This window comes from Paractinoplanes durhamensis, assembly GCF_016862175.1.
In the GTDB taxonomy this organism is placed as follows: Bacteria; Actinomycetota; Actinomycetes; order Mycobacteriales; family Micromonosporaceae; genus Actinoplanes; species Actinoplanes durhamensis.
This window is the reverse complement of sequence record NZ_BOML01000037.1, coordinates 1-26,193: the sequence shown is the minus strand read 5'-3', so window position 1 is coordinate 26,193 and position 26,193 is coordinate 1. Positions and strand designations below refer to the sequence as shown.

27 protein-coding genes are annotated in these 26,193 nt (G+C 69.8%); 20 read left to right on the top strand and 7 right to left on the bottom strand.

What is annotated here, in order from left to right; translation table 11 throughout:
* Window positions 1–33 precede the first annotated feature (33 nt).
* From whiA to Adu01nite_RS23170, 6 genes are all read left to right on the top strand, one after another.
* Window positions 34–1,014 (top strand): DNA-binding protein WhiA, encoded by a 981-nt coding sequence (whiA, locus tag Adu01nite_RS23195; RefSeq protein ID WP_203729144.1) that lies wholly within the window; start codon window positions 34–36, stop codon window positions 1,012–1,014.
* Between the two features lie 380 nt (window positions 1,015–1,394).
* Window positions 1,395–2,390, top strand: a complete 996-nt coding sequence (gap, locus tag Adu01nite_RS23190; protein WP_203729142.1) for a type I glyceraldehyde-3-phosphate dehydrogenase — start codon at window positions 1,395–1,397, stop codon at window positions 2,388–2,390.
* Window positions 2,391–2,396: 6 nt separating this feature from the next.
* Window positions 2,397–3,593: a phosphoglycerate kinase gene (locus tag Adu01nite_RS23185; RefSeq protein WP_203729140.1), complete on the top strand. Its 1,197-nt coding sequence runs from the start codon at window positions 2,397–2,399 to the stop codon at window positions 3,591–3,593.
* A 7-nt stretch (window positions 3,594–3,600) separates the two neighbouring features.
* Window positions 3,601–4,395 carry a triose-phosphate isomerase gene (tpiA, locus tag Adu01nite_RS23180; RefSeq protein WP_203729139.1) on the top strand — a complete coding sequence of 265 codons (795 nt, stop codon included), beginning with the start codon at window positions 3,601–3,603 and terminating at the stop codon, window positions 4,393–4,395.
* A gap of 87 nt (window positions 4,396–4,482) precedes the next feature.
* Window positions 4,483–4,743, top strand: coding sequence for a preprotein translocase subunit SecG (gene secG, locus Adu01nite_RS23175; RefSeq protein WP_203729138.1), 261 nt, complete (start codon window positions 4,483–4,485; stop codon window positions 4,741–4,743).
* A 126-nt stretch (window positions 4,744–4,869) separates the two neighbouring features.
* Entirely contained in the window at window positions 4,870–5,211 is a 342-nt protein-coding gene (locus Adu01nite_RS23170) for an RNA polymerase-binding protein RbpA (RefSeq protein WP_203729136.1), read from the top strand.
* On the opposite strand, the gene pgl is transcribed toward Adu01nite_RS23170, so the two are convergent.
* From pgl to tkt, 5 genes are all read right to left on the bottom strand, one after another.
* On the bottom strand, window positions 5,212–5,931 hold the full coding sequence (gene pgl, locus Adu01nite_RS23165) for a 6-phosphogluconolactonase (protein ID WP_203729134.1): 720 nt from the start codon (window positions 5,929–5,931) through the stop codon (window positions 5,212–5,214). It lies immediately after the preceding gene.
* Between the two features lie 64 nt (window positions 5,932–5,995).
* Complete coding sequence (locus tag Adu01nite_RS23160; protein WP_203729132.1) at window positions 5,996–7,012, bottom strand: glucose-6-phosphate dehydrogenase assembly protein OpcA; 1,017 nt, start codon at window positions 7,010–7,012, stop codon at window positions 5,996–5,998.
* 16 nt (window positions 7,013–7,028) lie between these two features.
* Window positions 7,029–8,546 (bottom strand): glucose-6-phosphate dehydrogenase, encoded by a 1,518-nt coding sequence (gene zwf, locus Adu01nite_RS23155; protein WP_344520056.1) that lies wholly within the window; start codon window positions 8,544–8,546, stop codon window positions 7,029–7,031.
* A 63-nt stretch (window positions 8,547–8,609) separates the two neighbouring features.
* Window positions 8,610–9,719: a transaldolase gene (tal, locus tag Adu01nite_RS23150; protein ID WP_203729128.1), complete on the bottom strand. Its 1,110-nt coding sequence runs from the start codon at window positions 9,717–9,719 to the stop codon at window positions 8,610–8,612.
* Window positions 9,720–9,760: 41 nt separating this feature from the next.
* On the bottom strand, window positions 9,761–11,890 hold the full coding sequence (gene tkt / locus Adu01nite_RS23145) for a transketolase (RefSeq protein WP_203729126.1): 2,130 nt from the start codon (window positions 11,888–11,890) through the stop codon (window positions 9,761–9,763).
* 254 nt (window positions 11,891–12,144) lie between these two features.
* On the opposite strand from tkt, the gene Adu01nite_RS23140 reads away from it, so the two are divergent.
* The 5 genes from Adu01nite_RS23140 (at window position 12,145) to Adu01nite_RS23120 (ending at window position 16,806) form a co-directional block, all read left to right on the top strand.
* Window positions 12,145–13,104, top strand: a complete 960-nt coding sequence (locus Adu01nite_RS23140; RefSeq protein WP_379127964.1) for a heme o synthase — start codon at window positions 12,145–12,147, stop codon at window positions 13,102–13,104.
* 183 nt (window positions 13,105–13,287) lie between these two features.
* Window positions 13,288–13,581, top strand: coding sequence for a hypothetical protein (locus tag Adu01nite_RS23135; protein WP_203729124.1), 294 nt, complete (start codon window positions 13,288–13,290; stop codon window positions 13,579–13,581).
* Window positions 13,581–14,489, top strand: coding sequence for an ATP-grasp domain-containing protein (locus tag Adu01nite_RS23130; RefSeq protein WP_203729224.1), 909 nt, complete (start codon window positions 13,581–13,583; stop codon window positions 14,487–14,489). Before Adu01nite_RS23135 ends, Adu01nite_RS23130 begins: the two co-directional genes overlap by 1 nt.
* A gap of 719 nt (window positions 14,490–15,208) precedes the next feature.
* Window positions 15,209–15,853, top strand: coding sequence for a PadR family transcriptional regulator (locus tag Adu01nite_RS23125; protein WP_203729122.1), 645 nt, complete (start codon window positions 15,209–15,211; stop codon window positions 15,851–15,853).
* A gap of 77 nt (window positions 15,854–15,930) precedes the next feature.
* Window positions 15,931–16,806, top strand: coding sequence for a hypothetical protein (locus tag Adu01nite_RS23120; protein ID WP_203729120.1), 876 nt, complete (start codon window positions 15,931–15,933; stop codon window positions 16,804–16,806).
* 54 nt (window positions 16,807–16,860) lie between these two features.
* On the opposite strand, the gene Adu01nite_RS23115 is transcribed toward Adu01nite_RS23120, so the two are convergent.
* Window positions 16,861–17,775 carry a COX15/CtaA family protein gene (locus Adu01nite_RS23115; RefSeq protein ID WP_203729222.1) on the bottom strand — a complete coding sequence of 305 codons (915 nt, stop codon included), beginning with the start codon at window positions 17,773–17,775 and terminating at the stop codon, window positions 16,861–16,863.
* Between the two features lie 173 nt (window positions 17,776–17,948).
* On the opposite strand from Adu01nite_RS23115, the gene Adu01nite_RS23110 reads away from it, so the two are divergent.
* From Adu01nite_RS23110 to Adu01nite_RS23070, 9 genes are all read left to right on the top strand, one after another.
* The gene (locus Adu01nite_RS23110) at window positions 17,949–18,653 is read left to right on the top strand and encodes a helix-turn-helix transcriptional regulator (RefSeq protein ID WP_203729220.1); all 705 of its coding nucleotides are present in this window, start codon (window positions 17,949–17,951) and stop codon (window positions 18,651–18,653) included.
* Window positions 18,650–20,071 carry a Fe-S cluster assembly protein SufB gene (sufB, locus tag Adu01nite_RS23105; protein WP_203729118.1) on the top strand — a complete coding sequence of 474 codons (1,422 nt, stop codon included), beginning with the start codon at window positions 18,650–18,652 and terminating at the stop codon, window positions 20,069–20,071. Before Adu01nite_RS23110 ends, sufB begins: the two co-directional genes overlap by 4 nt.
* Window positions 20,072–20,115: 44 nt before the next feature.
* The gene (gene sufD / locus Adu01nite_RS23100) at window positions 20,116–21,246 is read left to right on the top strand and encodes a Fe-S cluster assembly protein SufD (RefSeq protein WP_203729116.1); all 1,131 of its coding nucleotides are present in this window, start codon (window positions 20,116–20,118) and stop codon (window positions 21,244–21,246) included.
* Entirely contained in the window at window positions 21,243–21,575 is a 333-nt protein-coding gene (locus tag Adu01nite_RS23095) for a non-heme iron oxygenase ferredoxin subunit (protein WP_203729114.1), read from the top strand. The genes sufD and Adu01nite_RS23095 overlap by 4 nt, the downstream gene beginning before the upstream one ends.
* Window positions 21,572–22,333 carry a Fe-S cluster assembly ATPase SufC gene (gene sufC / locus Adu01nite_RS23090; protein ID WP_203729112.1) on the top strand — a complete coding sequence of 254 codons (762 nt, stop codon included), beginning with the start codon at window positions 21,572–21,574 and terminating at the stop codon, window positions 22,331–22,333. Before Adu01nite_RS23095 ends, sufC begins: the two co-directional genes overlap by 4 nt.
* A 17-nt stretch (window positions 22,334–22,350) precedes the next feature.
* Window positions 22,351–23,580 (top strand): cysteine desulfurase, encoded by a 1,230-nt coding sequence (locus Adu01nite_RS23085; protein ID WP_203729110.1) that lies wholly within the window; start codon window positions 22,351–22,353, stop codon window positions 23,578–23,580.
* Complete coding sequence (sufU, locus tag Adu01nite_RS23080) at window positions 23,580–24,035, top strand: Fe-S cluster assembly sulfur transfer protein SufU (RefSeq protein WP_203729108.1); 456 nt, start codon at window positions 23,580–23,582, stop codon at window positions 24,033–24,035. Before Adu01nite_RS23085 ends, sufU begins: the two co-directional genes overlap by 1 nt.
* On the top strand, window positions 24,032–24,529 hold the full coding sequence (locus Adu01nite_RS23075) for a metal-sulfur cluster assembly factor (RefSeq protein ID WP_203729106.1): 498 nt from the start codon (window positions 24,032–24,034) through the stop codon (window positions 24,527–24,529). Before sufU ends, Adu01nite_RS23075 begins: the two co-directional genes overlap by 4 nt.
* A 73-nt stretch (window positions 24,530–24,602) precedes the next feature.
* Window positions 24,603–25,358 carry a maleylpyruvate isomerase family mycothiol-dependent enzyme gene (locus tag Adu01nite_RS23070; protein WP_203729104.1) on the top strand — a complete coding sequence of 252 codons (756 nt, stop codon included), beginning with the start codon at window positions 24,603–24,605 and terminating at the stop codon, window positions 25,356–25,358.
* Here the strand turns inward: Adu01nite_RS23070 and Adu01nite_RS23065 are convergent.
* Window positions 25,350–26,045 carry a histidine phosphatase family protein gene (locus Adu01nite_RS23065; protein WP_203729102.1) on the bottom strand — a complete coding sequence of 232 codons (696 nt, stop codon included), beginning with the start codon at window positions 26,043–26,045 and terminating at the stop codon, window positions 25,350–25,352. The genes Adu01nite_RS23070 and Adu01nite_RS23065 overlap by 9 nt on opposite strands.
* Window positions 26,046–26,193: the final 148 nt, after the last annotated feature.

The following is a 26,193-nucleotide window of genomic DNA, read 5'->3' as shown; positions in this document are numbered from 1 at the left end:
TGTTCAAGATCCGGCGCATGAGGTGACATCACGATGGCGATGACGGCAGCGGTCAAAGATGAGCTGAGCCGGGTCGACGTGCCCAAGCCGTGCTGCCGGCGGGCGGAGATGGCGGCCCTGCTGAGGTTCGCGGGCGGCCTGCACATCGTCTCCGGCCGGGTGGTGGTCGAGGCGGAGCTGGACACCGGCGCGGTGGCCCGGCGGCTGCGGCGGGAGATCGCCGACGTCTACGGCTACCCCAGCGAGGTGCACGTGCTGGCCTCCGGCGGCCTGCGCAAGGGCAGCCACTACATCGTCCGGATCGTCAAGGACGGCGAGGCCCTGGCCCGCCAGACCGGCCTGCTCGACGTGCGCGGCCGTCCGGTCCGCGGGCTCCCGCCGCACGTGGTCTCGGCCAACGTCTGCTGCGCGGTGGCGGCCTGGCGCGGCGCCTTCATGGCGCACGGCTCGCTCACCGAGCCCGGTCGCTCCAGCGCCCTGGAGATCACCTGCCCCGGCCCCGAGGCGGCGCTGGCCCTGCGCGGCGCGGCCCGCCGGATCGGCATCACCGCCAAGGAACGCGAGGTCCGCGGGGTCGACCGGGTCGTGATCAAGGACGGCGACGCGATCGCCGCGCTGCTCACCCGGATCGGCGCCCACGCCAGCGTGCTGGCCTGGGAGGAGCGCCGGGTCCGCCGCGAGGTCCGGGCGACCGCCAACCGGCTGGCCAACTTCGACGACGCCAACCTGCGCCGCTCGGCCCGGGCCGCGGTGGCGGCGGCCGCGCGGGTCACCCGCGCCCTGGAGATCCTCGCCGAGGAGGCTCCCAACCACCTGACCAGCGCCGGCCGCCTCCGCCTGGAGCACCGCCAGGCGTCGCTGGAGGAGCTGGGCGCGCTGGCCGACCCGCCGCTGACCAAGGACGCGATCGCCGGCCGCATCCGCCGCCTGCTGGCCCTGGCCGACAAGCGGGCCCGGGACTTGGGCATCCCCGACACCGAGGCCGCGGTGACCCCGGAAATGATGGCCTGCTGAGGGGGGTCTGAGCGTTACCCAGCGCTACACGCGATGGGCGCGCAACGGCCGTTCGTCGCGGGAAGATCGCGCTGGTAAGCGGGGACCTGCGCTAACGCGTACTTTCCAAAGGTTTTGAATTAACTCTTAGGTCGGGACCTTAGTCACGGTTGGGTAACCCACCCGGCCTCTCCTTCGCGTGGTGGCTCGGATAGGGTCGGTGGTGACGGCGACGGTGCCGGCAGCTCGGCCGGCCGCGCTGTGACGCCGCCAGTTCGGTGCGGCGCATTTCTCACTCAGCGCGGTGGCCGGACGCCCCTTGCCGGACCAGTTCCAGTTCGGCGTGCAGACCCCTCCGCCGGTCGACGAAATCCGGCGGACCGAAACGAGGAGATCCACCTGTGACCATCCGGGTTGGCATCAACGGCTTCGGCCGAATCGGTCGTAACTTCTTCCGGGCCGTTCAGGCCTCCGGCGCGGACATCGAGATCGTCGCCGTGAACGACCTGACCGACAACAACACGCTGGCGCACCTGCTCAAGTACGACTCGATCCTGGGTCGTCTGGGCCAGGAGGTAAAGGCCACCGCCGACGAGATCACCGTCGGTGGCAAGACCTTCAAGGCGTTCGCCGACCGTGACCCGGCCAACCTCAAGTGGGGTGACGTCGGCGCGGACGTGGTCATCGAGTCGACCGGCTTCTTCACCGACGCCAACAAGGCCAGGGTGCACGTCGACAACGGTGCGAAGAAGGTCATCATCTCGGCCCCGGCCAAGAACGAGGACATCACCATCGTCATCGGGGTCAACGACAACCTGTACGACGGTGCGAAGCACACGGTCATCTCGAACGCGTCCTGCACCACCAACTGCCTGGCGCCGATGGCCAAGGTCCTCAACGACACGGTCGGCATCGAGCGTGGCCTGATGACCACGATCCACGCCTACACCCAGGACCAGAACCTGCAGGACGGCCCGCACAAGGACCTGCGTCGCGCCCGCGCCGCCGCCCTCAACATCGTGCCGACCTCGACCGGTGCCGCCAAGGCCGTCAGCCTGGTGCTGCCGGAGCTCAAGGGCAAGCTGGACGGCTTCGCGCTGCGGGTGCCGATCCCGACCGGCTCGGCCACCGACCTGACCTTCACCGCCGGCAAGGAGACCTCGGTCGACGAGGTCAACCAGGCGATCAAGGCGGCCGCGGACGGCCCGCTCAAGGGCATCCTGGTCTACACCGAGGACCCGATCGTGTCGTCGGACATCGTCACCGACCCGGCGTCCTGCATCTTCGACGCCGGCCTCACCAAGGTGATCGGCAACCAGGTCAAGGTCGTCGGCTGGTACGACAACGAGTGGGGCTACTCGAACCGCCTCGTCGACCTGGTCAAGCTGGTTGGCTGACGAATCGTGAAGACTCTCGACGACCTGCTCGGCGAGGGTGTCTCGGGTCGGCGCGTGCTCGTGCGCGCCGACCTGAACGTCCCGTTCGACAAGGCAAATCCGGGTGTCATCAGCGACGACGGCCGCGCCCGCGCGGTGCTGCCGACGCTGGTCGCCCTGCGTGACGCGGGTGCCCGCGTCATCGTGATGTCCCACCTCGGCCGCCCGAAGGGCGCGCCGGACCCGAAGTACACCCTCGCGCCCGTCGCCACCCGCCTGGGTGAGCTGCTCGGTTCGCCGGTGGCTTTCGCCTCCGACACGGTCGGGGAGGATGCCGCGGCCAAGGTTGCGGCGCTTTCCGACGGTGACGTGCTCCTGCTGGAGAACCTGCGCTTCAACGCCGGTGAGACCTCGAAGGACGACGCGGACCGTGCGGCTTTTGCCGCTCAGCTGGCGTCATATGCCGATTTCTACGTCGATGACGCTTTCGGTGCGGTGCACCGCAAGCACGCCTCGGTGTACGACGTGCCGGCCGTTCTCCCGCACTACGCCGGTGGTCTCGTCCTGAAAGAGGTCGAGGTCCTGCGGCGGGTCAGCGAGAGCCCCGAGCAGCCGTACGTCGTGGTGCTCGGCGGTTCGAAGGTCTCCGACAAGCTCGCCGTGATCAAGGCGCTGCTGCCGAAGGTCGACAAGCTGCTCGTCGGCGGCGGCATGTGCTTCACGTTCCTGAAGGCTCAGGGGCACGAGGTCGGCAAGTCGCTGCTCGAGGCCGAGATGATCGACACCTGTTCCGCGCTGCTGGCGGAGGCGGACGGCCGGATCGTTCTTCCGGTCGACGTGGTGGCCGCGAGCGAGTTCTCGGCGGACGCCGCACACGATGTCGTCGACATCGCGGACATCCCGGCCGACCGGCTCGGGCTGGACATCGGGCCGAAGTCGGTCGCGCTGTTCGCCGAGGCGATCGCGTCCGCGAAGACCGTCTTCTGGAACGGCCCGATGGGCGTCTTCGAGCTGGCGCCGTTCGCGGCCGGCACCCGGGGCGTCGCCGAGGCCATCACCAAGATCGACGGCTTCTCGGTGGTCGGCGGCGGTGACTCGGCCGCGGCCGTGCGCACGCTCGGCATCGACGAGTCGGCGTTCGGGCACATCTCGACCGGCGGCGGCGCCTCGCTGGAGTACCTCGAGGGCAAGAAGCTTCCCGGCGTCGAAGCCCTGGAGAAGTGAGAAGTAGATGACCGACCCGACCCCCCGCCGCCCGATCGTGGCCGGCAACTGGAAGATGAACCTCAACCACCTCGAGGCCATCCTCCTTGTGCAGAAGCTGGCCGCCGGCCTCAACGAGAAGCAGCTCACCGACGTCGAGGTGGTCGTCGTGCCGCCGTTCACCGACCTGCGCAGCGTGCAGACGGCGATCGACGGCGACAAGCTGCTCCTCGCGTACGGCGCGCAGGACATCTCCCAGCACAAGAGCGGCGCGTACACCGGGGAGATCTCCGGCGCGATGCTGTCCAAGCTGGGTTGCTCCTATGTGCTGGCCGGGCACTCCGAGCGCCGCGAGTACCACGACGAGGACGACGCTCTGGTCAACGCGAAGGTGAAGGCGGCCTTCGCGAACGAGATCACGCCGATCCTGTGCGTGGGCGAGGGCCTGGTGACCCGCGAGGAGGGCACGCACGTCGCGCACTGCACCAGCCAGGCTCTGGCCGGCCTTGCCGGGCTCAAGCCGGAGCAGGTCAAGCAGGTCGTCGTGGCGTACGAGCCGGTCTGGGCGATCGGCACCGGCAAGACCGCGACCCCGGACGACGCGCAGGAGGTCTGCAAGGCCCTGCGCGCCGCGATCGCGGAGAAGTACGGCGCCGAGGTCGGCGAGGCCGTGCGCATCCAGTACGGCGGTTCAGTGAAGGCCGCCAATATCGCCTCGATCATGGCGCAGCCTGATGTCGACGGTGTACTGGTCGGCGGCGCCGCGCTGGACGCGGAGGAGTTCACCTCCATCGTGCGGTTTCGGGAGCACGTAGCCCGCTGAAACAACGCGCGTGCCCGGTCGCAACATGCGACCGGGCACCCGCTATTGTTGGCTGGCTGTCTGTCCTTCGAGAGGAATGACCCGATCATGCCGATGTGGTTTGCGTACACGTTGATCGTGTTGCTGGTGATCACCAGTGTTCTGCTGACCCTGCTGATCCTGCTGCACCGCGGCAAGGGCGGCGGCATGTCGAGCATGTTCGGCGGTGGCGTCACCTCCAGCCTGGCCGGTTCCTCGGTGGCGGAGAAAAACCTCGACCGATACACCGTGCTGGTGGGCATCATCTGGTTCGCGTGCATCGTCGGTCTGGGGCTGTGGCTGCGACTGGCCCTGCCTGCTGCTTCCTGAGCGGAACCAATAGTCGTAGAATCTGCCGCGCGTCCGGTTCTGCCGGGCGCGCGGCGTTTCTTTTGCCATATTACGGCCATATTTCTGGCTGACTTCAACTAGCGCCTCGAGACAGGAGTGGCATCCGTGTCCAGTGGCAGTGCGATCCGCGGCAGCCGTGTCGGGTCCAGCCCGATGCGTCCCGACGAGCGCAGCGAGCCCGCCCCGCGCCGGGAGGTGACCTACTTCTGCGCAGCCGGTCACGCCAGCGAGATCAAATTCTCGGCCGAAGCCCCGGCGCCGGACAACTGGGACTGCCCGCGCTGCGGCCAGCCCGCCGGCCTCGACGGGGAGAACCCGCCGGGCCGGCTGCGCGCCGAGCCGTACAAGTCGCATCTGGCGTACGTCAAGGAGCGCCGCAGCGACGAGGACGGCGCGAAGATCCTCGCCGAGGCCCTGGCCAAGGTGCGCCAGCGCCGCGGCGAGTAGCTATTTCTTGACGTCGGCCGCCGCGGCCCGGTCGAGCAGCCAGTAGGTGCGGCTGACGCCGGTGGCGTGGGCGGCGGGCTTGCTCCTGTCGCCGCCCAGGGCCGCACCGACCGAGACGGTCTTGTCCGGCCCGGCGGCGATCAGCCACACCTCGTCGGCGGTCTGGATCGTCGGCATGGTCAGCGTGACCCGGTTCGGCGGCGGCTTCGGGCTGTCCTCGACGGACGCCGTCGTCGTGCTCGTCTCGTTCAGCACCGGGTGGTCGGGGAAGAGCGACGCCACATGGCCGTCCTCGCCGACGCCCAGCATGAGCACGTCGAACGGCGGCAGCGGGTCGCCCAGCTCGGCCGCGTAGGCCGCGGCGGCGGCCGCCACGCCCTGGCCGCTGTCGGCCGGCATGGCGTGCACCCGCGCCGGGTCCAGCGGCAGCGCGTCGAGCAGCGCGGCCCGGGCCTGGGTCTCGTTGCGGTCGGCGTCGCCGGCCGGCAGGAACCGCTCGTCGCCCCACCACAGGTCGACGTGCGACCAGTCGATCGCGGCCGCGGCCGGCAGGTCCTTGACGGTGCCCAGGACCTTCGCGGCGATCCGGCCGCCGGTCAGGACGACGCTCGCCGTGCCGCGGTCCGCCTGCGCGTCGACGATCTTCGCGACCAGGCGGGACGCGACGGTGGCGGCGAGGACGTCGGCGTCGGGTACCACCACGACCAGGGTCTTGCTCACGTACGCCTCCTAAGACGTAGGGCCGCCCACCGTGTCGGCGGGCGGCCCTGCTTGTTTGTCGGGGTCAGGCGGCGGTGCCGCCGGGACCGGCCATCGCTCCGGCCGTCTCCTCCGCGCGGGCGGCGAGGGCCGGGTCCTTCCAGACGTGCACCCGCATGGGCGCCCGGTGGTCGAGGCCGGTGGCGCCGGCCATGGCACCGAGGGCCTCCGAGTAGATCTGGTCGGCGTCGAGCCGGCGCAGCTCCTCGGCCAGCTCGTCACCGACCGGCCGCTTCGGCAGCGGCATGTAGCGGTCTTCCTGGCCGGTGCGGCTGAACAGCGCCGTGTTCTCCTCGCGGGTGACCCGGACGCAGTCGCCGTTGGCGCACTGCAGCTCCACCGAGTGCATCCGCGGGGAGCGGTCGGTGGACTCCATCGCCGGCACGATGCCGAGGCGCGACTGCAGCCAGCCCTTCATCAGCCAGGCGGTCGGGTCCTTCGGCGGCGCGACGATGGTGGCGCCGGTGACCCGCTCGTCGGTGGTGTCGAACGCGCCGGCCACCAGGGTGCGCCACAGCGTGATGCGGGTCCAGGTGAGGTCGGTGTCGCCGGGTGCGTAGTCGACCGCCCGCTGCTTCAGCGCGGCCACCGGGTCGTGCGCCTGCGCCGAGTCGGTGATCCGCCGGTCGGCGACGACGCCGAGGAAGTCGTTGGCGATCATGTCCGGCGGATCCTCGTGCCACCAGGTGACCACCGGGACGTCCGGGGCGAGCAGCGGCATGACGACCGACTCGGCGTGCAGCGCGAGACGGCCGTACATCCGCATGACGACCGCCTCGGCCGGGCCGAGCCGGCCGCCGACGACGATTTCCGCGTCGAGGCGGCTGCGACCCTCCAGGTCGGAGCGGACCACGATGAGCAGCCGGCAGGGGTGCGCGGCGGCGGCGATGGTCGCGGCGGCCTCGGCCTCCCGGACCTTCTTCTCCTCGACCACGGCGACCAGGGTCAGCGCGAGGCCGGAGGCCACACCGCCGGCACTGCGCCGCTCGGCGGCGAGGGCCTTGACTACTTCGTTACCCGTAGTGTCCCAAAGGCCGATCACTTCGTTCCCCTATCCATCAGGCACGCCGCCAAGCGCGGCCCTCACGGCCGAGCATGTCGTCGGATGCGCGCGGGCCCCACTCGCCGGCGCGGTACGGCTCCGGCGTGGTGTCCGCCCAGGCGGCCTCGAGCGGGTCGATGACCTGCCAGGACTGCTCGATCTCGGCGGCGTCCGGGAACAGCGTCCGGTCGCCGACCAGGACGTCCAGCACGAGACGTTCGTACGCCTCCGGGCTGGACTCGGTGAACGCCTCGCCGTACTGGAAGTCCATCGCGATGTCGCGGACCTCCATGGTGGTGCCGGGGACCTTGGAACCGAACTTCAGCACCACGCCCTCGTCCGGCTGGACCCGGATGACCAGCTGGTTGTGGCCGAGCATCTCGACGTCGGCCGGGTCGAACGGCAGGTGCGGCGCGCGCTTGAACAGGATCGCGATCTCGGTGACCCGGCGCGGCATCCGCTTGCCGACCCGCACGTAGAACGGGACCTCGGCCCAGCGGCGGTTCTGAATGCCGAGGCGGACCGCGGCGTACGTCTCCGTGGTGGAGTCGGCCGGGATGTTCTTCTCCTCCAGGTAGCCCACGGCGCGTTCGCCCGCGACCCAGCCCGGAAGATACTGACCCCGCACGGAACCGGTGGTGATGTCCTTCGGGATCGCGATCGCCTTCAGGACCTTGAGCTTCTCGGCGCGTACGTCATTGGGGTCGAAGCTCGTCGGCTCCTCCATCGCGACCAGCGCGAGCAACTGCAGCAGGTGGTTCTGCAGGACGTCGCGGGCGGCGCCGGACGCGTCGTAGAACGCGGCCCGGCTGCCGATGCCGACATCCTCGGCCATGGTGATCTGCACACTGTCCACGTACTTCGAGTTCCACACCGGCTCGAACAGGCTGTTCGCGAAGCGCAGGGCCAGGATGTTCTGGACCGTCTCCTTGCCCAGGTAGTGGTCGATCCGGTAGACGTCCTCCGGCGTGAAGACCTCGTCGACCAGCTGGTTCAGCGCGATCGCGGTCTGCAGGTCGTTGCCGAACGGCTTCTCCACCACGACCCGCCGCCAGCCGCCGGACTTGGCGTTGTCGGCCATCCCGGTGCGGGCCAGCTGGTTGAGCACCAGCGGGAACGCGGCCGGCGGGATGGAGAAGTAGAAGGCGGCGTTGCCCGGGATGCCGTTGCGCTGACGCAGGTCGTCGAGGGTCTCGGCCAGGCTGTCGAACGCGGCGTCGTCGTCGAACGAACCGGGCACGAACTGGAACTGGCTGGCCAGACGCTGCCAGACATCCTCGCGCCACGGGGTCCGGGCGCCCTTCTTCGCCGCTTCCAGCGCCAGGGACTCGAAGTCACCGTCACCCCAGTCGCGGCGGGCGAAGCCCAGCACCACGAAACCGGGCGGCAGGAGACCGCGGTTGGCCAGGTCGTAGACGGCCGGGATGAGCTTCTTTCGGGACAGGTCACCGGTGACTCCGAAGATCACCAGAGCACAGGGCTCCGGGATGCGCGGGAGCCTGCGGTCCTGTGCGGTACGCAGCGGATTGCCCACGTGGTCCATCCTGCCAGTTATGTCGTGGGCCGGGGCCCGTGTTCGACGGGCCCCGGCGTGAAATCAGGCGCCCGCGGCCTTCAGCTGCTTGGCCGCGTTTTCCAGCAGTTCCTTCCAGGCGACCTCGAACTTGTCGACGCCCTCGTCCTCGAGGACCTTGACGACGTCGGCGAAGTCGATGCCCACGCCGGCCAGGTCGGTCAGGACCTTCTTGGCGTCGGCGAACGAGCCGGTGACGGTGTCGCCACGGGTGTCACCGTGGTCCTCGTACGCGAAGATCACGGACTCCGGCATGGTGTTGACCGTCCCGGGGGCGATCAGCTCCTCGACGTAGATCGTGTCCTTGAACTCGGGGCTCTTCGTCGAGGTCGACGCCCACAGCGGACGCTGCGGGTGCGCGCCGGCGCCGGCCAGGGCCTTCCACCGGTCGGTGCCGAACACCTCGGTGTACGCCTCGTAGGCCAGCTGCGCGTTGGCGATCGCGGCCTTGCCCTTGAGGGACTTGGCCTCGTCGCTGCCGATCTTGTCGAGCCGCTTGTCCACCTCGCTGTCGACCCGGGAGACGAAGAACGACGCCACCGAGCCGATCTTGGCGAGGTCGTGGCCGTTGAGCTTGGCCTGCTCCAGGCCGGCCAGGAACGCCTCCATGACCGCGCGGTAGCGGTCCAGCGAGAAGATCAGCGTCACGTTGACGCTGATGCCGGCGGCCAGGGTCGCCGTGATCGCCGGCAGGCCCGCGAGGGTCGCCGGGATCTTGATGTACAGGTTTTCCCGGTCGACGAGCCACCAGAGCGTCTTGGCCTCGGCCACGGTGCTCTCGGTCTCGTGCGCCTTGCGCGGGTCGACCTCGATGGAGACCCGGCCGTCGATGCCCTTGGAGGCGTCGTAGGCAGGGCGCATCACGTCACACGCGGCCCGGACGTCCTTGGCGGTCATCAGGCGCACGGCCTCCTCGACCGTGACCTTCTGCGCCGCCAGATCCCGCAGCTGCTCGTCGTAGGCGTCCGCGTCGGACAGAGCCTTCTGGAAGATGCTCGGGTTCGTGGTAACGCCGACCACGTGCTGCTCGCGGCGCATCTTGTCGAGTGAGCCACTGGTCAGGCGGACTCGGGAGAGATCGTCGAGCCATACCGCCACACCCTGCGCGGAGAGCTCGGCCAGCCTGTCGGTCATTTCATTGACTCCTTTTCCTCACCCCGTAAATACGGTGAAGATCAGTTTCCGGTTGTGTGGCCGGTGATCTCGCCGACCTTTGCCAGGGAGGCATTGGCCTTGGCCACCACGTTGTCCGCGGTGAACCCGAACTGCTCGAAGAGGATCTTCGCGGGCGCGCTGGCGCCGTAGTGCTCGATGCTGACCGGCTCGCCCGCATCTCCCAGGATGCGGTCCCAGCTCATCCGGATACCGGCCTCGACGGTTACCCGCGCCTTGACGCCACGTGGCAGGACTTCCTGCTGGTACGCCTCCGGCTGCTCGTAGAACCATTCCTGGCAGGGCATCGACACGACCCGGGTCGGGGTGCCCGCGGCCTCCAGCCGCTCCTGCGCGGTGAGGCAGTACTGAACCTCGGAGCCGGTGCCGATCAGGATCACCGACGGCTTGCCGCCGGACGCCTCGGACAGGATGTAGCCGCCCTTGAGGGTGCCCTCGGCCGACGCGTACTTGCTGCGGTCGACGGTCGGGAGGTTCTGCCGGGACAGCGCGAGCGCGGTCGGCCGGTCGGTGTGCTCGAGCGCGCCGCGCCAGGCCCACGCCGTCTCGTTGGCGTCGGCCGGGCGGACCACGTCGAGGCCGACGATCGCGCGCAGCGCGGAGACCGTCTCGATCGGCTGGTGCGTCGGGCCGTCCTCGCCGAGACCGATCGAGTCGTGCGTCCACACGTAGACGACCGGCAGCTTCATCAGCGCGGACAGCCGGACGGCGCCGCGCATGTAGTCGCTGAAGACCAGGAACGTGCCGCCGTAGACGCGGGTGCCGCCGTGCACGGTGATGCCGTTGAGGATCGAGCCCATGCCGTGCTCGCGGATGCCGAAGTGCAGCGTCCGGCCGTACTCGTTGCCGGGGAACGCCTTGGTGGCGTACTCCGCCGGGATGAAGGACGGCTCGCCCTTCATGGTGGTGTTGTTGCTCTCGGCCAGGTCGGCCGAGCCGCCCCACAGCTCGGGCAGCACCGGCGCGAGCGCGTCGAGCACCTTGCCGGACGCGGCCCGGGTCGCGATGCCCTTGTCGTCGGCGGGGAACACCGGCACCGAGTCGAACCAGCCGGCCGGCAGCTCGCGGGCCTCGACCCGGTCGAACAGCTTCTTGGCGTCCGCGTTGGCCGTGGCCCACGCGTCGAAGGCCGTCTGCCACTCGGCGTGCGCCGCGCGGCCGCGCTCGGACACCGACTGGGCGTGCGCGAGCACCTCGGCGTCGACCGCGAACGACACGTTCGGGTCCAGGCCGAGGACCTTCTTGGTGGCGGCGACCTCGTCGGCGCCCAGCGCCGAGCCGTGGATCTTGCCGGTGTTCTGCTTGTTGGGGGCCGGCCAGCCGATGATCGTCTTGAGGACGATGAACGTCGGCTTGTCGGTCACCTTGTGCCCGGCCTGGATCGCCTTGTAGAGCGCCTCGACGTCCTCGTGGTAGTCGCCCTTGGCCGGGTCGCCCTTGCGCCAGTCGATGTGCCGGACGTCCCAGCCGTAGGCGGCGTAGCGCGCGCCGACGTCCTCGTTCTTGGCGATCCGGGTGTCGTCCTCGATGGAGATCTCGTTGTCGTCGTAGATCACCGTGAGGTTGCCGAGCTTCTGCACGCCGGCGATGGCGCTCGACTCGTGGCTGACGCCCTCTTCGATATCGCCGTCCGAACACAGCGCGTAAACCTGGTGGTCGAACACGGAGTCACCGTCGCCGGCCTCCGGGTCGAACAGGCCGCGCTCGCGGCGGGCGGCCATCGCCATGCCGACCGCGTTGCCGATGCCCTGGCCGAGCGGGCCGGTGGTGATCTCGACACCGGAGGTGTGGCCGTACTCGGGGTGGCCGGGGGTCAGCGAGTCCCACTGGCGCAACGACTTCAGGTCGTCCAGCGAGAGGCTGTAGCCGGCCAGGTAGAGCTGAATGTAGAGGGTGAGGCTGGAGTGCCCACAGGAGAGAACGAAGCGGTCCCGCCCGGCCCACAGGGGATCGGTGGGGTCGTGCCGCATGACCCGGTTGAACAGCAGGTATGCGGCCGGGGCGAGACTCATCGCGGTCCCTGGATGGCCGTTGCCGCTCTTCTCGACGGCATCCATGGCCAGCACCCGGACGGTGTCCACCGCTTTGCGGTCGAGGTCGGACCAATTGAGAGCAGGATCTGTGGCAGCCACGTCGGTTTAGCTCCTCGGGGCATGGATTAGGAACCCTTTTATGGGTTGACCCTATCCACTTGCGGTAAACCTGCGTCGGGGGAACGCCTCAGGCCCATACGCTGAGAGCGGACATGCCGCATGTGACGGCTTGCACCGGCGCTGGGTCGCCGGAGCAGCACATTCGGCTGAGCGTAGGCTGTCCCAGCGTGCCGCCGGCTGGCGCCGGCAACGGTCGTTAGTTGGCTAGTGCCGATGCCGGAAGGTGGCAGTCCGTGAGCATGATCACCGAGCGTCCCGTCCCCGGACGGGCGCCCGGCGTCGGGGAGCGCACCGCTGCTGCGGCTCGCACCGCGACCCGTCGCGATCCGATCTCCGTGTTCCGCGCCTATCTGGCGCTGACCAAGCCGCAGATCGTCGAACTGCTCCTGGTGACCACGGTCCCGGCGCTGATGCTCGCCGCCGGCGGCTGGCCCGACCTGCGCACTCTCGCCGTCGTGCTGATCGGCGGAGCCCTCGCGGGCGGTGCGGCCAGCGCGCTGAACTGCTACATCGACCGCGACATCGACGAGCTGATGCGGCGCACCAAGCGGCGCCCGCTGCCCGCACACAGCGTGACGCCGCGGGCCGTGCTGATCTTCGGGTTGACGCTCGCGGTGATCTCGGTCGCGCTGATGGCGGTCTTCACCAACTGGCTCGCCACCGCGCTCACCGCGGCCGCCATCTTCTACTACGACGTGGTCTACACGCTCTGGCTGAAGCGGCGCACGCCGGCCAACACGTTCTGGGGCGGCATCTGCGGAGCGGCCCCGGTGATCATCGGCTGGGCGGCCGTGACCGGTGGCGTGGCGCCGCTGGGATGGGCGCTTTTCGCAGTTGTCTTCTTTTGGCAGATGCCGCACTTCTACGCGCTCGCCATCAAGTACAAGGACGATTACGCCCGCGCCGGCATCCCGATGCTCCCGGTGGTCCGCTCGGTGGGCCGGGTGAACTTCGAGATCGTGCTCTACACCGTGCTCACCGTGGTGGCCTCGCTGGCCGCCTGGCCGCTCGGTCTCGGCCCGATCTACGGCATCACCGCGATCGTCACGGGTGCCTTGTTCCTCGGCGAGGCCTTCCTCTTGGTGAACCGGACCCGCAAGGGCGGCCCGGCGAAGCCGATGCGGTTGTTCCACTGGTCCATCACGTACCTGACGATCCTCTTCATCGCCGTCGCGGTGGATGCGCTCATCTGAGCGAAATGACCGTTTTAAAGGTTACGGCTGGTCACTCCATCGATGGAAACCCGTTGATGCGGGCAATTCGGGCGAAATTGGCCCATACCAATGAGTCCACCAGGTAAACGTCCTGGTTATTGTCGTCACAAAATGCAACAGCCGGTGGTTGCTTCCACAGGGAACGTGCCTAGGCTGCGGGACATGGCTCAAGGTTCCGATACGACATTGACCGCGGGGATCAAATCCTTCGCTGCCGGCCACGGCGGCGCCAAGGCGGTCATCGAGTACGTCGGCAAGCGTGGTGCCCGCATCGTTCTCGTCGGCCAGGACGGCGAGTGGTCCGACCAGTTCGCCGACGGCACCGACATCGCTCGTCAGGCGTGTGAGAGCGCCGGCGTCGAGGTGGAGAACGAGTGGGAGCGCGAGCTGTTGGATCAGATGCGCCCCAGCAACGACCTGTGGCGCTCGATGTCGCGCCGGAGCATGGCCCGCTGATCTTGTCTACGTCCACCACTGCCGAAGCGACCCGGGAGTCCTCCCGGGTCGCTCTCATTACCTGCCACCTCTTCCCGTCCCTCTGGGACGACGACTTCCCGCTGCGCGACGCCCTTCGCGCCCGGGGCGTGACCGTCGATGTGGTCCGCTGGGACGACATGGCGGCCGACTGGCCGTCCTACGACGCCGCGATCCTTCGCTCCCCATGGGACTACGTGGCCCGCCGCGACGACTTCGTGGCCTGGGCCTACAAGGTCCCCCGCCTGCTCAACCCCGCGCCGGTGGTCGAGTGGAACACCGACAAGCGCTACCTGCACGAGCTGGCGGCCGCGGGCGTGCCGATCACGCCGACGACCTATGTGGGGCCCGGTGAGGTCTGGAATCCACCGTCCGACGGCGAGTGGGTGGTCAAGCCGACCATCAGCGCCGGAAGCCAGGACACCGGCCGGTACGCGCTGCCGGCCCAGCTCGCCGCGGCCGAGGCGCATGTGGCCCGGCTGACCGCGGCCGGCCGCACCGCGATGATCCAGCCGTACCTCTCCGCCGTGGACACCGCCGGCGAGACGGCGCTCCTCTACTTCCCGGACGCGTCCGGCAAGCTCACGTTCAGTCACGCGGCGCGCAAGGGCCCCATGCTCACCGCGACCGGCGGCGGCGCGATCGACCCCGGCAGCGAGGACATCAGCGCCCGCACTCCGTCCCCCGACGAGTTGGAGACGGCGTCGAAGGTCCTGGCCGCGATCCCGTCCCGCTTCCCGAACTTGCTCTACGCCCGGATCGACGTGATCCCCGGCCCCGACGGCACCCCGTTGCTGGTCGAGCTGGAGCTGACGGAACCGTCCCTGTTCCTGCTGACGGCCCCGTCCGCCGCCACCCGCCTGGCCGAGGCAATCATCGCCCGCCTCTGACCAACCCCTTTCCTTCACGTACGCGGCGAGCACCGTCCCGCCGAACCATGGCCGCCCCCGCCTCCCAGCGCGACCAACTGCATGGCGAGGCCGCAGCGCGCCTCTCGCGCGACTGCCCCGCCGCCCGTCACCCGCCACTCCAGCCGCCGCCCGTCCCGGCCGTCACGCGAAACCCGCGCCCCCCACGGCGCGGGTTTTTTGCGCTGTCATCGCGGCCCGGCGGCGTCACCGTTCTACTCGCGATGGTGTTTCGCGGCCGACGAGGCCGGTGGTTTTCGGTGGCCTGCGCAACGCCGTGACCTGCTCCTCGGTGATCGGCCCCTGTGGATGAGCGGCGTGTTATCCACAGGCCACAAACTTCTTCCGCATTGATCGCCGCCGCCCGGCAGGCTGAGTCCAGTTCGTCAGCGGGTGGCCGGCCACCCGCCGGCGCAACGAGTGCCATGGCCACTGTCCATCCGCAGCAGAGCCCGTCGCCGTAGCGCGCGGCGGCGGGCCCAGAAAGGAGTGAGGCCTCACGACAGCCGCGGACTAGAGCGTGGCGGCCGCCTCGCACGTCTCCCAGGGCGGCCGCCGGCACCTCCGCCGGCCCGGCATCCGGGAAGTGCCGTTCGTCGCCCCGACCAGGCGACGTCCGGTCGTCCAACACTCCCGGTCACGCCAGTGCCGGGCCGGCCGGAGGTTGCCGCTTAGACGTATACGCCTATAGGCTTCGTCGCATGCCTTCGGATGCGACGCGGAACGGGCTGGTCCTGCCGATGCTGGGGTTGCTGGTCGAGCAGCCGGCCCACGCCTACGACGTGGCGGTCCGGCTGGCCGGGCGCTATCCGCAGCTGGCCGTGACGCGCAGCAGCGTCACGACCCTGCTGAAGTCCCTGACCGACGCCGGCCTGACGCGGGGCCGCGACCCGGAGCGGGTGGGCCGCAGACCGGCCCGGACCGTCTACGAGCTCGCGCCGCCCGGGCTGGCGCTGTTCCGGGAGCGCGTGGAGGAGGGCCTGCGGGACGGCCTACCGGCCTCGACCGGGTTCCTGACCGCGCTGGCCTACCTGGGCGTGCTGCCGCGCGTGGTGGCGGCGGGCGTGCTCGGCGCGCGGATCGAGCGGTTGCGCCGGGATCACGACGGCCTGCCGCCGGACCCGCCAGGACTCGCCGAGATCCAGATGATCGAGGTCGCCTACTGGCGGACGGTGCTGAGCAACGAGATCGCCTGGCTCACGGCGGTGGCCAGGCGCGTCGAGAGCGGCGACCTGGCGTGGCCGGGCGCAACCGGCAGTGGCGGGGAAGTGGGGAGCGGGGAACTGGGGAGCGGGGAGTTGGGGGCCGGGGCGGGGGCGGGGGCCGGGGGCGGGTCGGGGTCGTGAAGTTCGGGATCTATCCGGGTGGGCGGGCCGGCGTCACCTGCTCTCGAGAATCGGATCCGGGGCGCGTAGGCGCGCTGGTGGGTGAGCTCGGGGGCGGCGGGCCGTTCGTGGTCCGGGAGTATGTGCACTTTCTCGGGGCCCGGCCGGACCCGGCGGTCGTGGCGTCGATCGGCGCGGCGGGGGAGTTGGACGGGCTGACCATGCCGGACGACTGGTATGTGTCCGGTGGGCGTGAGCTCGACTTGGTCGTCAGCTACATCCCGGCGGTGGCGGACCTTCCGGGGTGGCTCGGCTTCCTCGACCGGGTCATCGAGCGGTATGCGGGCATCACCCGCTACCTCCAGGTCACGCTCGAACCGAACTTTCCGATCCCGCTCATCGACGGCAGTTCGCCGGGCGTGATGGCGGCGCTCATCGACGGGCTGCCGCACGCGCGCCGGGCGCTGGACGCGCGCGGGCACGGTGACGTCCGGGTCGGGTTCTCGGTGGCCGAGCCGGCCGAGTGGCTCGGCGGGGACGCGGAGTTCTGGCGGCGGCTGGGGGAGGCCGATCTCGGGGGCGTCGTCGACTACGTGGGGCTGGGGCTCTATCCGGACGCGTTCGGGCCGCCGGTGCCGGTCGCCGGGGTGCGGGCGATGACCGAGCACGCGCTGCGGCATCTGCGGGAGCACAGCCTGGTCGTGGCCGGGATTCCGGCCACGACGCCGATCCACGTCGCCGAGAACGGGTCGCCGAGCCTGGCGGGGCGGGACCAGGTGGCCTCGCTCGCAACGATGCTGGCGGTTGTGCGGGAGCAGGAGGCGGCGCTGAACATCGCGGTCTACGAACTGTTCGCGTTGCGGGACGCGGACACCGGCGGCGGCGAGGCGGTGGGCGCGCTCGGGCTGGTCACCGACTACTACGTGCGCAAGCCGGCGTTCGACCTCTACCGCCGGATCGTGGCCGGCGGCTAGCAGGACCGTGGCCGGCGGCCAGCAGGACCGTGGCCGGCGGCCAGGAGGTGGCGGCTAGGCGGAGGTGGCGGGGACCGGCTGCTGAGCCGGGGTGGGCTCGTCGGTGGCGGGGGCGTCGGGGGTGGCCTCGATCGGGCGCTCCCGGATCGACCACAGGACGGCCAGGGTGCCGGTCCAGACCAGGGCGGCGCCGAGCATGTGGGCGGCGACCAGGGCCACCGGCAGGTGGGTGAAGTACTGGACGAAGCCGATCAGGCCCTGGGCCAGCTCGATCACCAGCAGGGTCAGGGCGGCTCGGGCGGGGCCGGGGGCATCGACGGCGCGGAACGCGAAGTAGAGGGCCGCGGTCAGGCCGACCAGCAGGAAGACCAGGTCGGCGTGGGCCTGGGAGATGTTCGCCTGGTCCAGGCCGTTGCGCTTGGCGCCGTTGTCGCCGGAGTGCGGGCCGCTGCCCGTCACGATCACGCCGAGCACGACCACGGCCGCGCTGGACAGCACCATCAGGGCGGTCAGGTGCCGCAGCGGAGCGGGGACCAGGCGGACCGGAGTGCCGTCGCCCTCGGCGGTGCTTCGCCACAGGGCGTAGGCGGCGACGATCAGCGCCATCGACAGCAGGAAGTGCAGGCCGACCACCCACGGGTTGAGGTGGGTCAGCACCGTGATGCCCCCGACCACGCCCTGCCCAGGGATGCCGAGGAGGACGAGCGCGCTCAGCCGGACCTGACGGCGGCGGCGGGGGCGGTCGAGCAGGGCGATGAGGAAGCAGGCGATCGCGATCGCGGCCAGCACGAAGGTCAGCAGCCTGTTACCGAATTCGATGACCCCGTGGACGCCCATGGCCTGGGTCGTCGTGTACGACCCGTCGGTACATTTGGGCCAGGTGGGGCAGCCGAGGCCGGAGTCGGTCAATCGAACCGCCGCACCGGTGACGATCAGCGCGACGTTGGCGATCAGGGACGCGAGAGCCATCGGGCGCAGCGCGGGAAGCTTCACCTCTGGCATCGTACGCAGGGCTTCCGGGCGGCAGACGGGCGCTCCCGGAGGGCGGTGGCCCGGATCACCGGGGAGTCGGTTTGCAGCCCTCGCCGGAAATACGTAACGTTGGCGTAGTGAAATACGAGGTGTTGATCCAGAGCGATGCGATGGCCCCGGCCAACGCATCGGACGGTCGCACCCGTGACCGGGTCGCTCAATTGTTGCTCAAGCGCGGCGCGGCCACCGCGGCGGAGCTCGGCGCCCAGCTCGGGCTCAGCCCGGCCGCCATCCGTAAGCACCTCGACGCGATGCTCGCCGACGACCTGGTGGAGACCCGCGAGGTCCGGCACCAGGGCCCGCGCGGGCGGGGCCGGCCGGCCAAGGCGTTCGTGCTCACCGCGGCCGCCCGGGAAGATCTCAACCCGCACTTCTACGACGGCATCGCGACGGCCGCGCTGCGCTGGATCGCGCAGCGGCAGGGGCCGGGCGCGGTCACCGAGTTCGCCGCCGCGCAGGTCGCCGCGCTGGAGGAGCGCTGCCGGGCCGCGATCTGCGAGGCCGGCGACGACCCGATCGCCCGGGCCGAGGCTCTCGCCGAGGTGCTGACCGCCGAGGGATACGCTGCCAACGCGTCCACGATCGCGTCCGGCGGCCAGCTGTGCCAGCACCACTGTCCGGTGGCCCACGTGGCTGCCGAGTTTCCCCAGCTGTGCGACGCCGAGACCGCGGTCATCTCCCGGCTCATCGGCACCCACGTGCAGCGTCTCGCCACCATCGCGCACGGCGACGGGGTGTGCACCACGCACATCCCGGGCCCGCAGCGCGTAAACGTCACCACCGGCAACGCAATCACGGTTAGGACAGATACATGACCGACCAGATCGTTACTCAGGAAGAGCACCTCGCCGCCCTGGGCAAGTATGAGTACGGCTGGGCCGACGCCGACGTGGCGGGCTCGGGCGCTCAGCGTGGTCTGTCCGAGGCCGTGGTGCGCAACATCTCCGCGTTGAAGAACGAGCCGCAGTGGATGCTCGACCTTCGACTCAAGGGCCTGCGGCTGTTCGACCGCAAGCCGATGCCGTCGTGGGGCGCCGACCTCACCGGGATCGACTTCCAGAACATCAAGTACTTCGTGCGCTCCACCGAGAAGCAGGCCGCTTCGTGGGAGGACCTGCCCGAGGACATCAAGGCGACGTACGACCGGCTGGGCATCCCGGAGGCCGAGAAGCAGCGCCTCGTCGCCGGTGTCGCCGCGCAGTACGAGTCCGAGGTGGTCTACCACAAGATCCGTGAGGACCTCGAGGAGCAGGGCGTCATCTTCCTCGACACCGACACGGCTCTGAAGGAGCACGAGGACGTCTTCAAGGAGTATTTCGGCACGGTGATCCCGGTCGGCGACAACAAGTTCGCCGCGCTGAACACCAGCGTCTGGTCGGGTGGCTCGTTCATCTACGTGCCCAAGGGCGTGCAGGTGGAGATCCCGCTGCAGGCGTACTTCCGGATCAACACGGAGAACATGGGCCAGTTCGAGCGGACCCTGATCATCGTGGACGAGGGTGCCTACGTGCACTACGTCGAGGGCTGCACGGCGCCGATCTACTCGTCCGACTCGCTGCACTCCGCGGTCGTCGAGATCATCGTGAAGAAGAACGCCCGCTGCCGTTACACGACCATCCAGAACTGGTCGAACAACGTCTACAACCTGGTCACCAAGCGCGCCACCTGCGAAGAGGGCGCGACCATGGAGTGGATCGACGGCAACATCGGCTCCAAGGTGACGATGAAGTACCCCGCCGTCTACATGACCGGCCCGCACGCCAAGGGCGAGGTCCTGAGCGTGGCGATGGCCGGCGAGGGCCAGCACCAGGACGCCGGCGCCAAGATGGTGCACGCCGCTCCGTACACGTCGTCGACGATCGTGTCGAAGTCGATCGCGCGCGGCGGTGGCCGTACGTCGTACCGCGGCCTTGTTCAGGTTTTGGAAGGCTCTTCGCACTCGAAGAGCACGGTCAAGTGCGACGCACTTCTGGTCGACACGATCTCGCGGTCCGACACCTACCCTTATGTCGACATTCGCGAGGACGACGTGTCGATGGGACACGAGGCCACCGTCTCCAAGATCAGTGAGGACCAGCTCTTCTACCTGATGAGCCGCGGTCTCACCGAGGACGAGGCGATGGCGATGATCGTGCGGGGCTTCATCGAGCCGATCGCCAAGGAACTGCCGATGGAGTACGCCCTGGAGCTGAACCGGCTGATCGAGCTGCAGATGGAAGGGGCCGTGGGTTAACAACCCGGCCCGGCCCCACGAAGACGCGGATATCAAAGGAAGAAATGACTACCGAGGCCATCGCACCGCCGCCCAGCACCAAGTCGCAGGTGCTGCGCTCCTTCGACGTCAACGACTTCCCGGCCCTCAACGGGCTGGAGGAGGAGTGGCGTTTCACCCCGCTCAAGCGGCTCGGTGACCTGGTCACCGCGTCTTCACTCAGCGGCATCGCGCCCGCGGTGGAGCACGGTGACCTGCCCGCGGGCGTGACGGTGTCGCATGTGGACTCCGCGGACGCGGTGCTCACCCCGTTCGACCGGATCAGCGCCCTCGCCTACGGCTCGGCCGACGGCGTCACGCTGATCGAGGTCGCGCCGGAGACCGAGCCCGCCGAGGCCGTCGTGCTGCGCCTGGTGGGTAAGGGCGGCGATGCCGCCGCGGCCCGGACGCTGGTCAAGGTGGGTGCCTTCGCCAAGGTCACGATCATTGTGGAGCAGACGGGTACGGCGGTCCTCGCCGACAACATCGAGGTCGTCACCGGCGACAGCGCGCAGCTGACGTTCGTCACAGTGGCCGAGTGGGACGCCGGCGCGGTGCAGGCCCAGCACATCAAGCTCGTGGTCGGCAAGGACGCCCGGGTGCAGCACGTGCAGGTGGCGCTCGGTGGTGACCTGGTCCGCCAGTTCACCAGCGTCGAATACACCGGCCGTGGTGGCGACGCCGAGCTGTGGGGCCTCTACTTCGCCGACGCCGGCCAGCACTTCGAGCACCGCCAGCTGGTCGACCACAGCGTGCCGGACTGCCGCAGCTACGTCGGCTACCGGGGCGCCCTGCAGGGCGCGTCGGCGAAGACGGTCTGGGTCGGCGACGTGCTGATCCGGGCCACCGCGACCGGCACCGACACGTACGAGATCAACCGCAACCTGATCCTCACCGACGGCGCGATCGCTCACTCCGTACCCAATCTGGAGATCGAGACCGGCGAGGTCGCCGGCGCCGGGCACGCGAGCGCGACCGGACGCTTCGATGATGAGCAGTTGTTCTATCTGATGGCCCGCGGCATCCCCGAAGGGGAGGCCCGGAAGCTGGTGGTTCGCGGCTTCTTCGCCGAGCTGCTCAACAAGATCCCGGTCGAGGAGCTGCGCGAGCGGCTCGGCGACGCGGTCGAGGCTCGGCTGGCGGAGTACGCCTCGTGAGTTTCGAGCTCGTCGGGCCGGCGGCCGACATCGCAAAGGGTACGGCGATCCAGGTGGAGATCGCCGACGTCGAGGTGGCCGTCGTGCACGCCGACGACGACAACTTCTACGCCGTACGCGATGAATGCAGTCACGCCTCGGTCGCCCTGAGCGAGGGCGAGGTGGACGGGTGCACGCTCGAGTGCTGGCTGCACGGTTCCCGCTTCGACCTGCGCACCGGCGCGCCGAGCGGACTTCCCGCCACCGAGCCGGTGGCGACCTTCCCCGTCGAGATCCGCGACGGCGACATCTACGTTTCGACCACACCGAGTAATGGAGTAAAGCCGTGAGCACCCTGGAGATCCGCGACCTGCAGGTGTCGGTGAAGCTGCCCGAGGGCGAGCTCAAGCCGATCCTGGCCGGTGTCGACCTGACGGTCAAGGCCGGCGAGACCCACGCGATCATGGGTCCGAACGGCTCGGGCAAGTCGACCCTGGCCTACTCCATCGCCGGTCACCCGAAGTACCAGATCACCGGTGGCTCGGTCACCCTGGACGGTGCCGACGTGCTGGCGATGACCGTGGACGAGCGGGCCCGCGCCGGCCTGTTCCTGGCGATGCAGTACCCGGTCGAGGTGCCGGGCGTGTCGGTGGCGAACTTCCTGCGCACCGCGAAGACCGCGATCGACGGCGAGGCGCCGAAGCTGCGCACCTGGGCCGGCGAGCTGCGCGGCGCCATGGAGAAGCTGCAGATGGACCCGGCGTTCGCGCAGCGCAACGTCAACGAGGGCTTCTCCGGCGGCGAGAAGAAGCGGCACGAGATCATGCAGCTCGAGCTGCTGAAGCCGAAGGTCGCGATCCTCGACGAGACCGACTCCGGCCTCGACATCGACGCGCTCCGGATCGTCAGCGAGGGTGTCAACCGGGTCCGCGAGACCGGCGAGACCGGCCTGCTGCTGATCACCCACTACACCCGGATCCTGCGCTACATCAAGCCGGACTTCGTGCACGTCTTCGTGGCCGGCAAGATCGTCGAGCAGGGCGGGCCGGAGCTTTCCGAGCAGCTGGAAGCCGAGGGCTACGAGCGCTACGTGGCCGCGCGAATCTGACAGTGAGGGACAGAACGATGACGTTCGACGTGGCCCGGGTCCGAGCCGACTTCCCGATCCTGTCGCGGGAGATCAACGGACATCCGCTGGTCTATCTGGACAGCGCGAACACCTCGCAGAAACCTCGCCAGGTGCTCGACGCCATGCGCGTGCACAACGAGCGGCACAACGGCAACGTGTCCCGCTCGGTGCACACGCTCGGCACCGAGGCCACGTCGGCGTACGAGGAGGCCCGCGCCAAGATCGCGGCCTTCATCAACGCCGGCACCCCCGACGAGATCGTCTTCACCAAGAACTCGACCGAGGCGCTCAACCTGATCGCCCACTCGGCCGGGCAGATGCTGGCGCTCAAGCCGGGCGACGAGATCGTGATCTCCGAGATGGAGCATCACTCGAACATCGTCCCCTGGCAGCTGCTGTGCGAGCGGACCGGCGCGACGTTGCGGTGGTTCGGCATCACCGACGACGGCCGGCTCGATGAGTCGGGCATCGCCGATCTGATCAACGAGCGCACCCGGCTCGTGTCGGTCGTGCACATGTCCAACACGCTCGGCACGATCAACGACGTCTCCGGGATCATCGCCCGGGCGCACGATGTCGGCGCGCTGGTCGCCCTCGACTGCTCGCAGTCGGTGCCGCACCTGCCGGTCGACGTGCGCGGGCTCGGCGCCGACTTCATCGCGTTCACCGGGCACAAGATGCTCGGGCCGACCGGCATCGGCGTGCTCTGGGGCCGGTTCGACCTGCTCGCGAAGATGCCGCCGTTCCTCGGTGGCGGTTCGATGATCGAGACGGTGACGATGGGCGGCACCACCTACGCCGCGCCGCCGGCCCGGTTCGAGGCGGGCACCCCGCCGATCGCCGAGGCGATCGGGCTCGGCGCCGCCGTCGACTACCTGACCGGGCTGGGCATGGCCGAGATCCATCAGCACGAGCAGGACATCACGGCGTACGCCCTCAAGACGCTGATCGATGTTCCGGGCGTTCGCATCTTCGGGCCGACGACGCCCGAGGGGCGCGGCGGCACGGTGTCGTTCGCCGTCGACGGGGTACACCCGCACGACGTGGGACAGATCCTGGACGCTCTGGGTGTCGAGGTGCGGGTCGGGCATCATTGCGCCAAGCCGACCTGCGCGCGCTTCGGGGTGCCGGCGATGACCCGGGCGTCGTTCTACCTCTACACGACCACGGACGAGATCGACGCGCTGGCGCAGGGGCTCGACCAGGTGAAGAAGGTGTTCGGCTGATGATGCTCGACTCGCTCTACCAGGAGATCATCCTCGATCACTACAAGCATCCGCACGGGCGGGGCTTGCGTGATCCGTACGATGGCGAGGCGCACCACGTCAACCCGACGTGCGGCGACGAGATCACCGTGCGGGTCGCCGCCGACTTCTCGGACATCTCCTACGACGGTCTCGGCTGCTCGATCAGCCAGGCGTCCGCGTCGGTCCTGCACGAGTTGCTGGTCGGTAGGACGTCCGCCGAGATCGCGGGAATTCACGAGGCGTTCGTCGAGCTGATGCAGGGGCGCGGCCAGGGCGAACCGGACGAGGACGTGCTCGGCGACGCGGTCGCGTTCGCCGGGGTGGCAAGGTTCCCGGCCCGCGTGAAGTGCGCGCTGCTGCCGTGGATGGCTTTCAAGGACGCGGCTGCGCGTGCCGGGGTGGACGTGGGCGCGAGCCCGGAGGTGAAGGCATGACTGATCACAAGACTGTCGACGAGGTTCCGGCCTGGCTGGCCGACGAGCGGGCCGAGGCCGTCGCTTCCGGTACGCCGGCGGAGGACGTCCCCGAGGTAGCGGTCTCCGAGGCCGCCCCGGTCGCTTCGGATGCTCCCGTTGCTTCGGATGCTCCCGCGGGTCCCGTCGTGAAGGCGTCGCTGGCCGACGTCGAGGAGGCGATGAAGGACGTCGTCGACCCCGAGCTGGGCATCAACGTGGTCGACCTCGGCCTGGTCTACGGCACGTTCGTGGACGACGAGAACGTGGTCACCATCGACATGACGCTGACGTCGGCGGCCTGCCCGCTGACCGACGTGATCGAGGAGCAGACCCGGGCGGCGCTGACCACCGGCCCCGGCGGCGGCCTGGTCCAGGACTTCCGGATCAACTGGGTGTGGCTCCCGCCGTGGGGCCCGGACAAGATCACCGACGAGGGCCGCGACCAGCTCCGCGCCCTCGGCTTCAACGTCTGACCGTTCTTCTTCACGCCGGGGGTGGCCTGCCACTCCCGGCGTTCTTGTCGTACCCCGGTGGTAGAACCAGCACATGACTGACACCGCGCCGTTTGCGCAGCTCCTGGACCAGATCGCCGACCGCTCGACGGTGCTGCGGGAGGCCGCCGCGGCCGCTCCCGACTTCACCGCGCGGGTCCCCGGCTGTCCTGATTGGACGCTGCGCGACCTGGTCACCCATATCGGCGGGGTCCAGCGTTTCTGGGCCCTCGCCACGACCCTGGCCGACCCGTCCGGGCCGCCGGGCGAGGAACGACGCGGCGAGCTCGCGCCGCAGGGCGACCTGCTGACCTGGTTCGGCGAGTCGACCCGGCTGCTGATCGACGCGCTCGCCGCGGCCGGGCCGGACAGCCCGGCCTGGACGTGGTGGGGTGCCTCCGACGCGCCGCTGACGGCCGGCGCGATCGCCCGGCACCAGGTGCAGGAGGCGGCCGTGCACGCCTACGACGCGCAGGAGTCGGCGGGCAAGGCCGAGCCGCTGCCGGCCGCGATCGCCGTCGACGGGGTCGCCGAGTTCATCCAGGTCGGTCTCGGGGCATCGGGTCCGTGGCCCCACCGGCCGGCCCGGATCACGTTCACCGCGACCGAGGGCCCGGCCTGGGTGCTCGAGCTGTCGCCGTCGGGTGCCCGGCTCGACCCGCCCACCAGCGGCGGCCCGGTCGCGACCGTGCACGGCTCGGCCAGCGACCTGGTCCTGGCCCTTTACGGCCGCGTTCCGTTCGACGACCTGCGGGTCGACGGCGACCGTTCGGTGCTGGCCGAGCTGATTGCGTGGCAGCCCTCAGAGTGAGGGCAGGTGGTCCACGTCGTTGTAGCGGACCAGTTCGAGCTTTCCGTCCCGGTCGAGGAACTGGGAGATCGACGCGTTGCGGACTGTGCCCTCGGCCCGCTCCATGGCGATGACCGCATCCCAGTCGAGGGCCTGGATGACCGCGCGCATCATCAGCACGACCGCGTCGTGGGCGACCACGACGACGCGTTCGCCGGCGTGGTCGCGGTTGAGGTCGGCGACGAACGACGCTAGTCGCGCCTCCACGTCGGCGAAGGATTCGCCGCTGGGCGGTGTCCAGCGGTATTCGCCGGCCTCGGCGCGGCGGGCGGCCTCGTTCGGGAAGCGGTCGGCGATGGCGGCTCGGGTCAGCATCTCCAGGTCGCCGAGCAGGCGGTCGACCAGGCGATCGTCGGTGCCGGGCTTCGGCAGGTCGAGGCCGGATGCGTCGGCCGCGAGCCGCCAGGTCTCCCGCGCCCGCAGGTAGGGCGAGGTGATGACGACCTGCGGGATCTGCTCGGCCGGGAGCGCCGCCAGCCAGGCCCCGACCGCCGCGGCCTGCGCCTCGCCGACCTCGGTGAGGGGCACCTCGGCGTCGCGCCCACTGACCTCGGCGTCGAGGAGACCGCGTGCGTCGGCCGCCGGAAAGGCCACATTGGCCAGGCTCTGCCCATGCCGGACCAGGATCAACTCAGCTACGACACTCATACGTCGGACCATATCCAGCAGGGCCCGATCCACGCAGCGTTGTGCTCATCACCACTGACGGTGGGGCGGGCCGGTCGCGGTGGGGCGGGCCGGTCGCGGTGGGGCGGGCCGGTCGCGGTGGGGCGGGCCGGTCGCGGTGGGGCGGGCC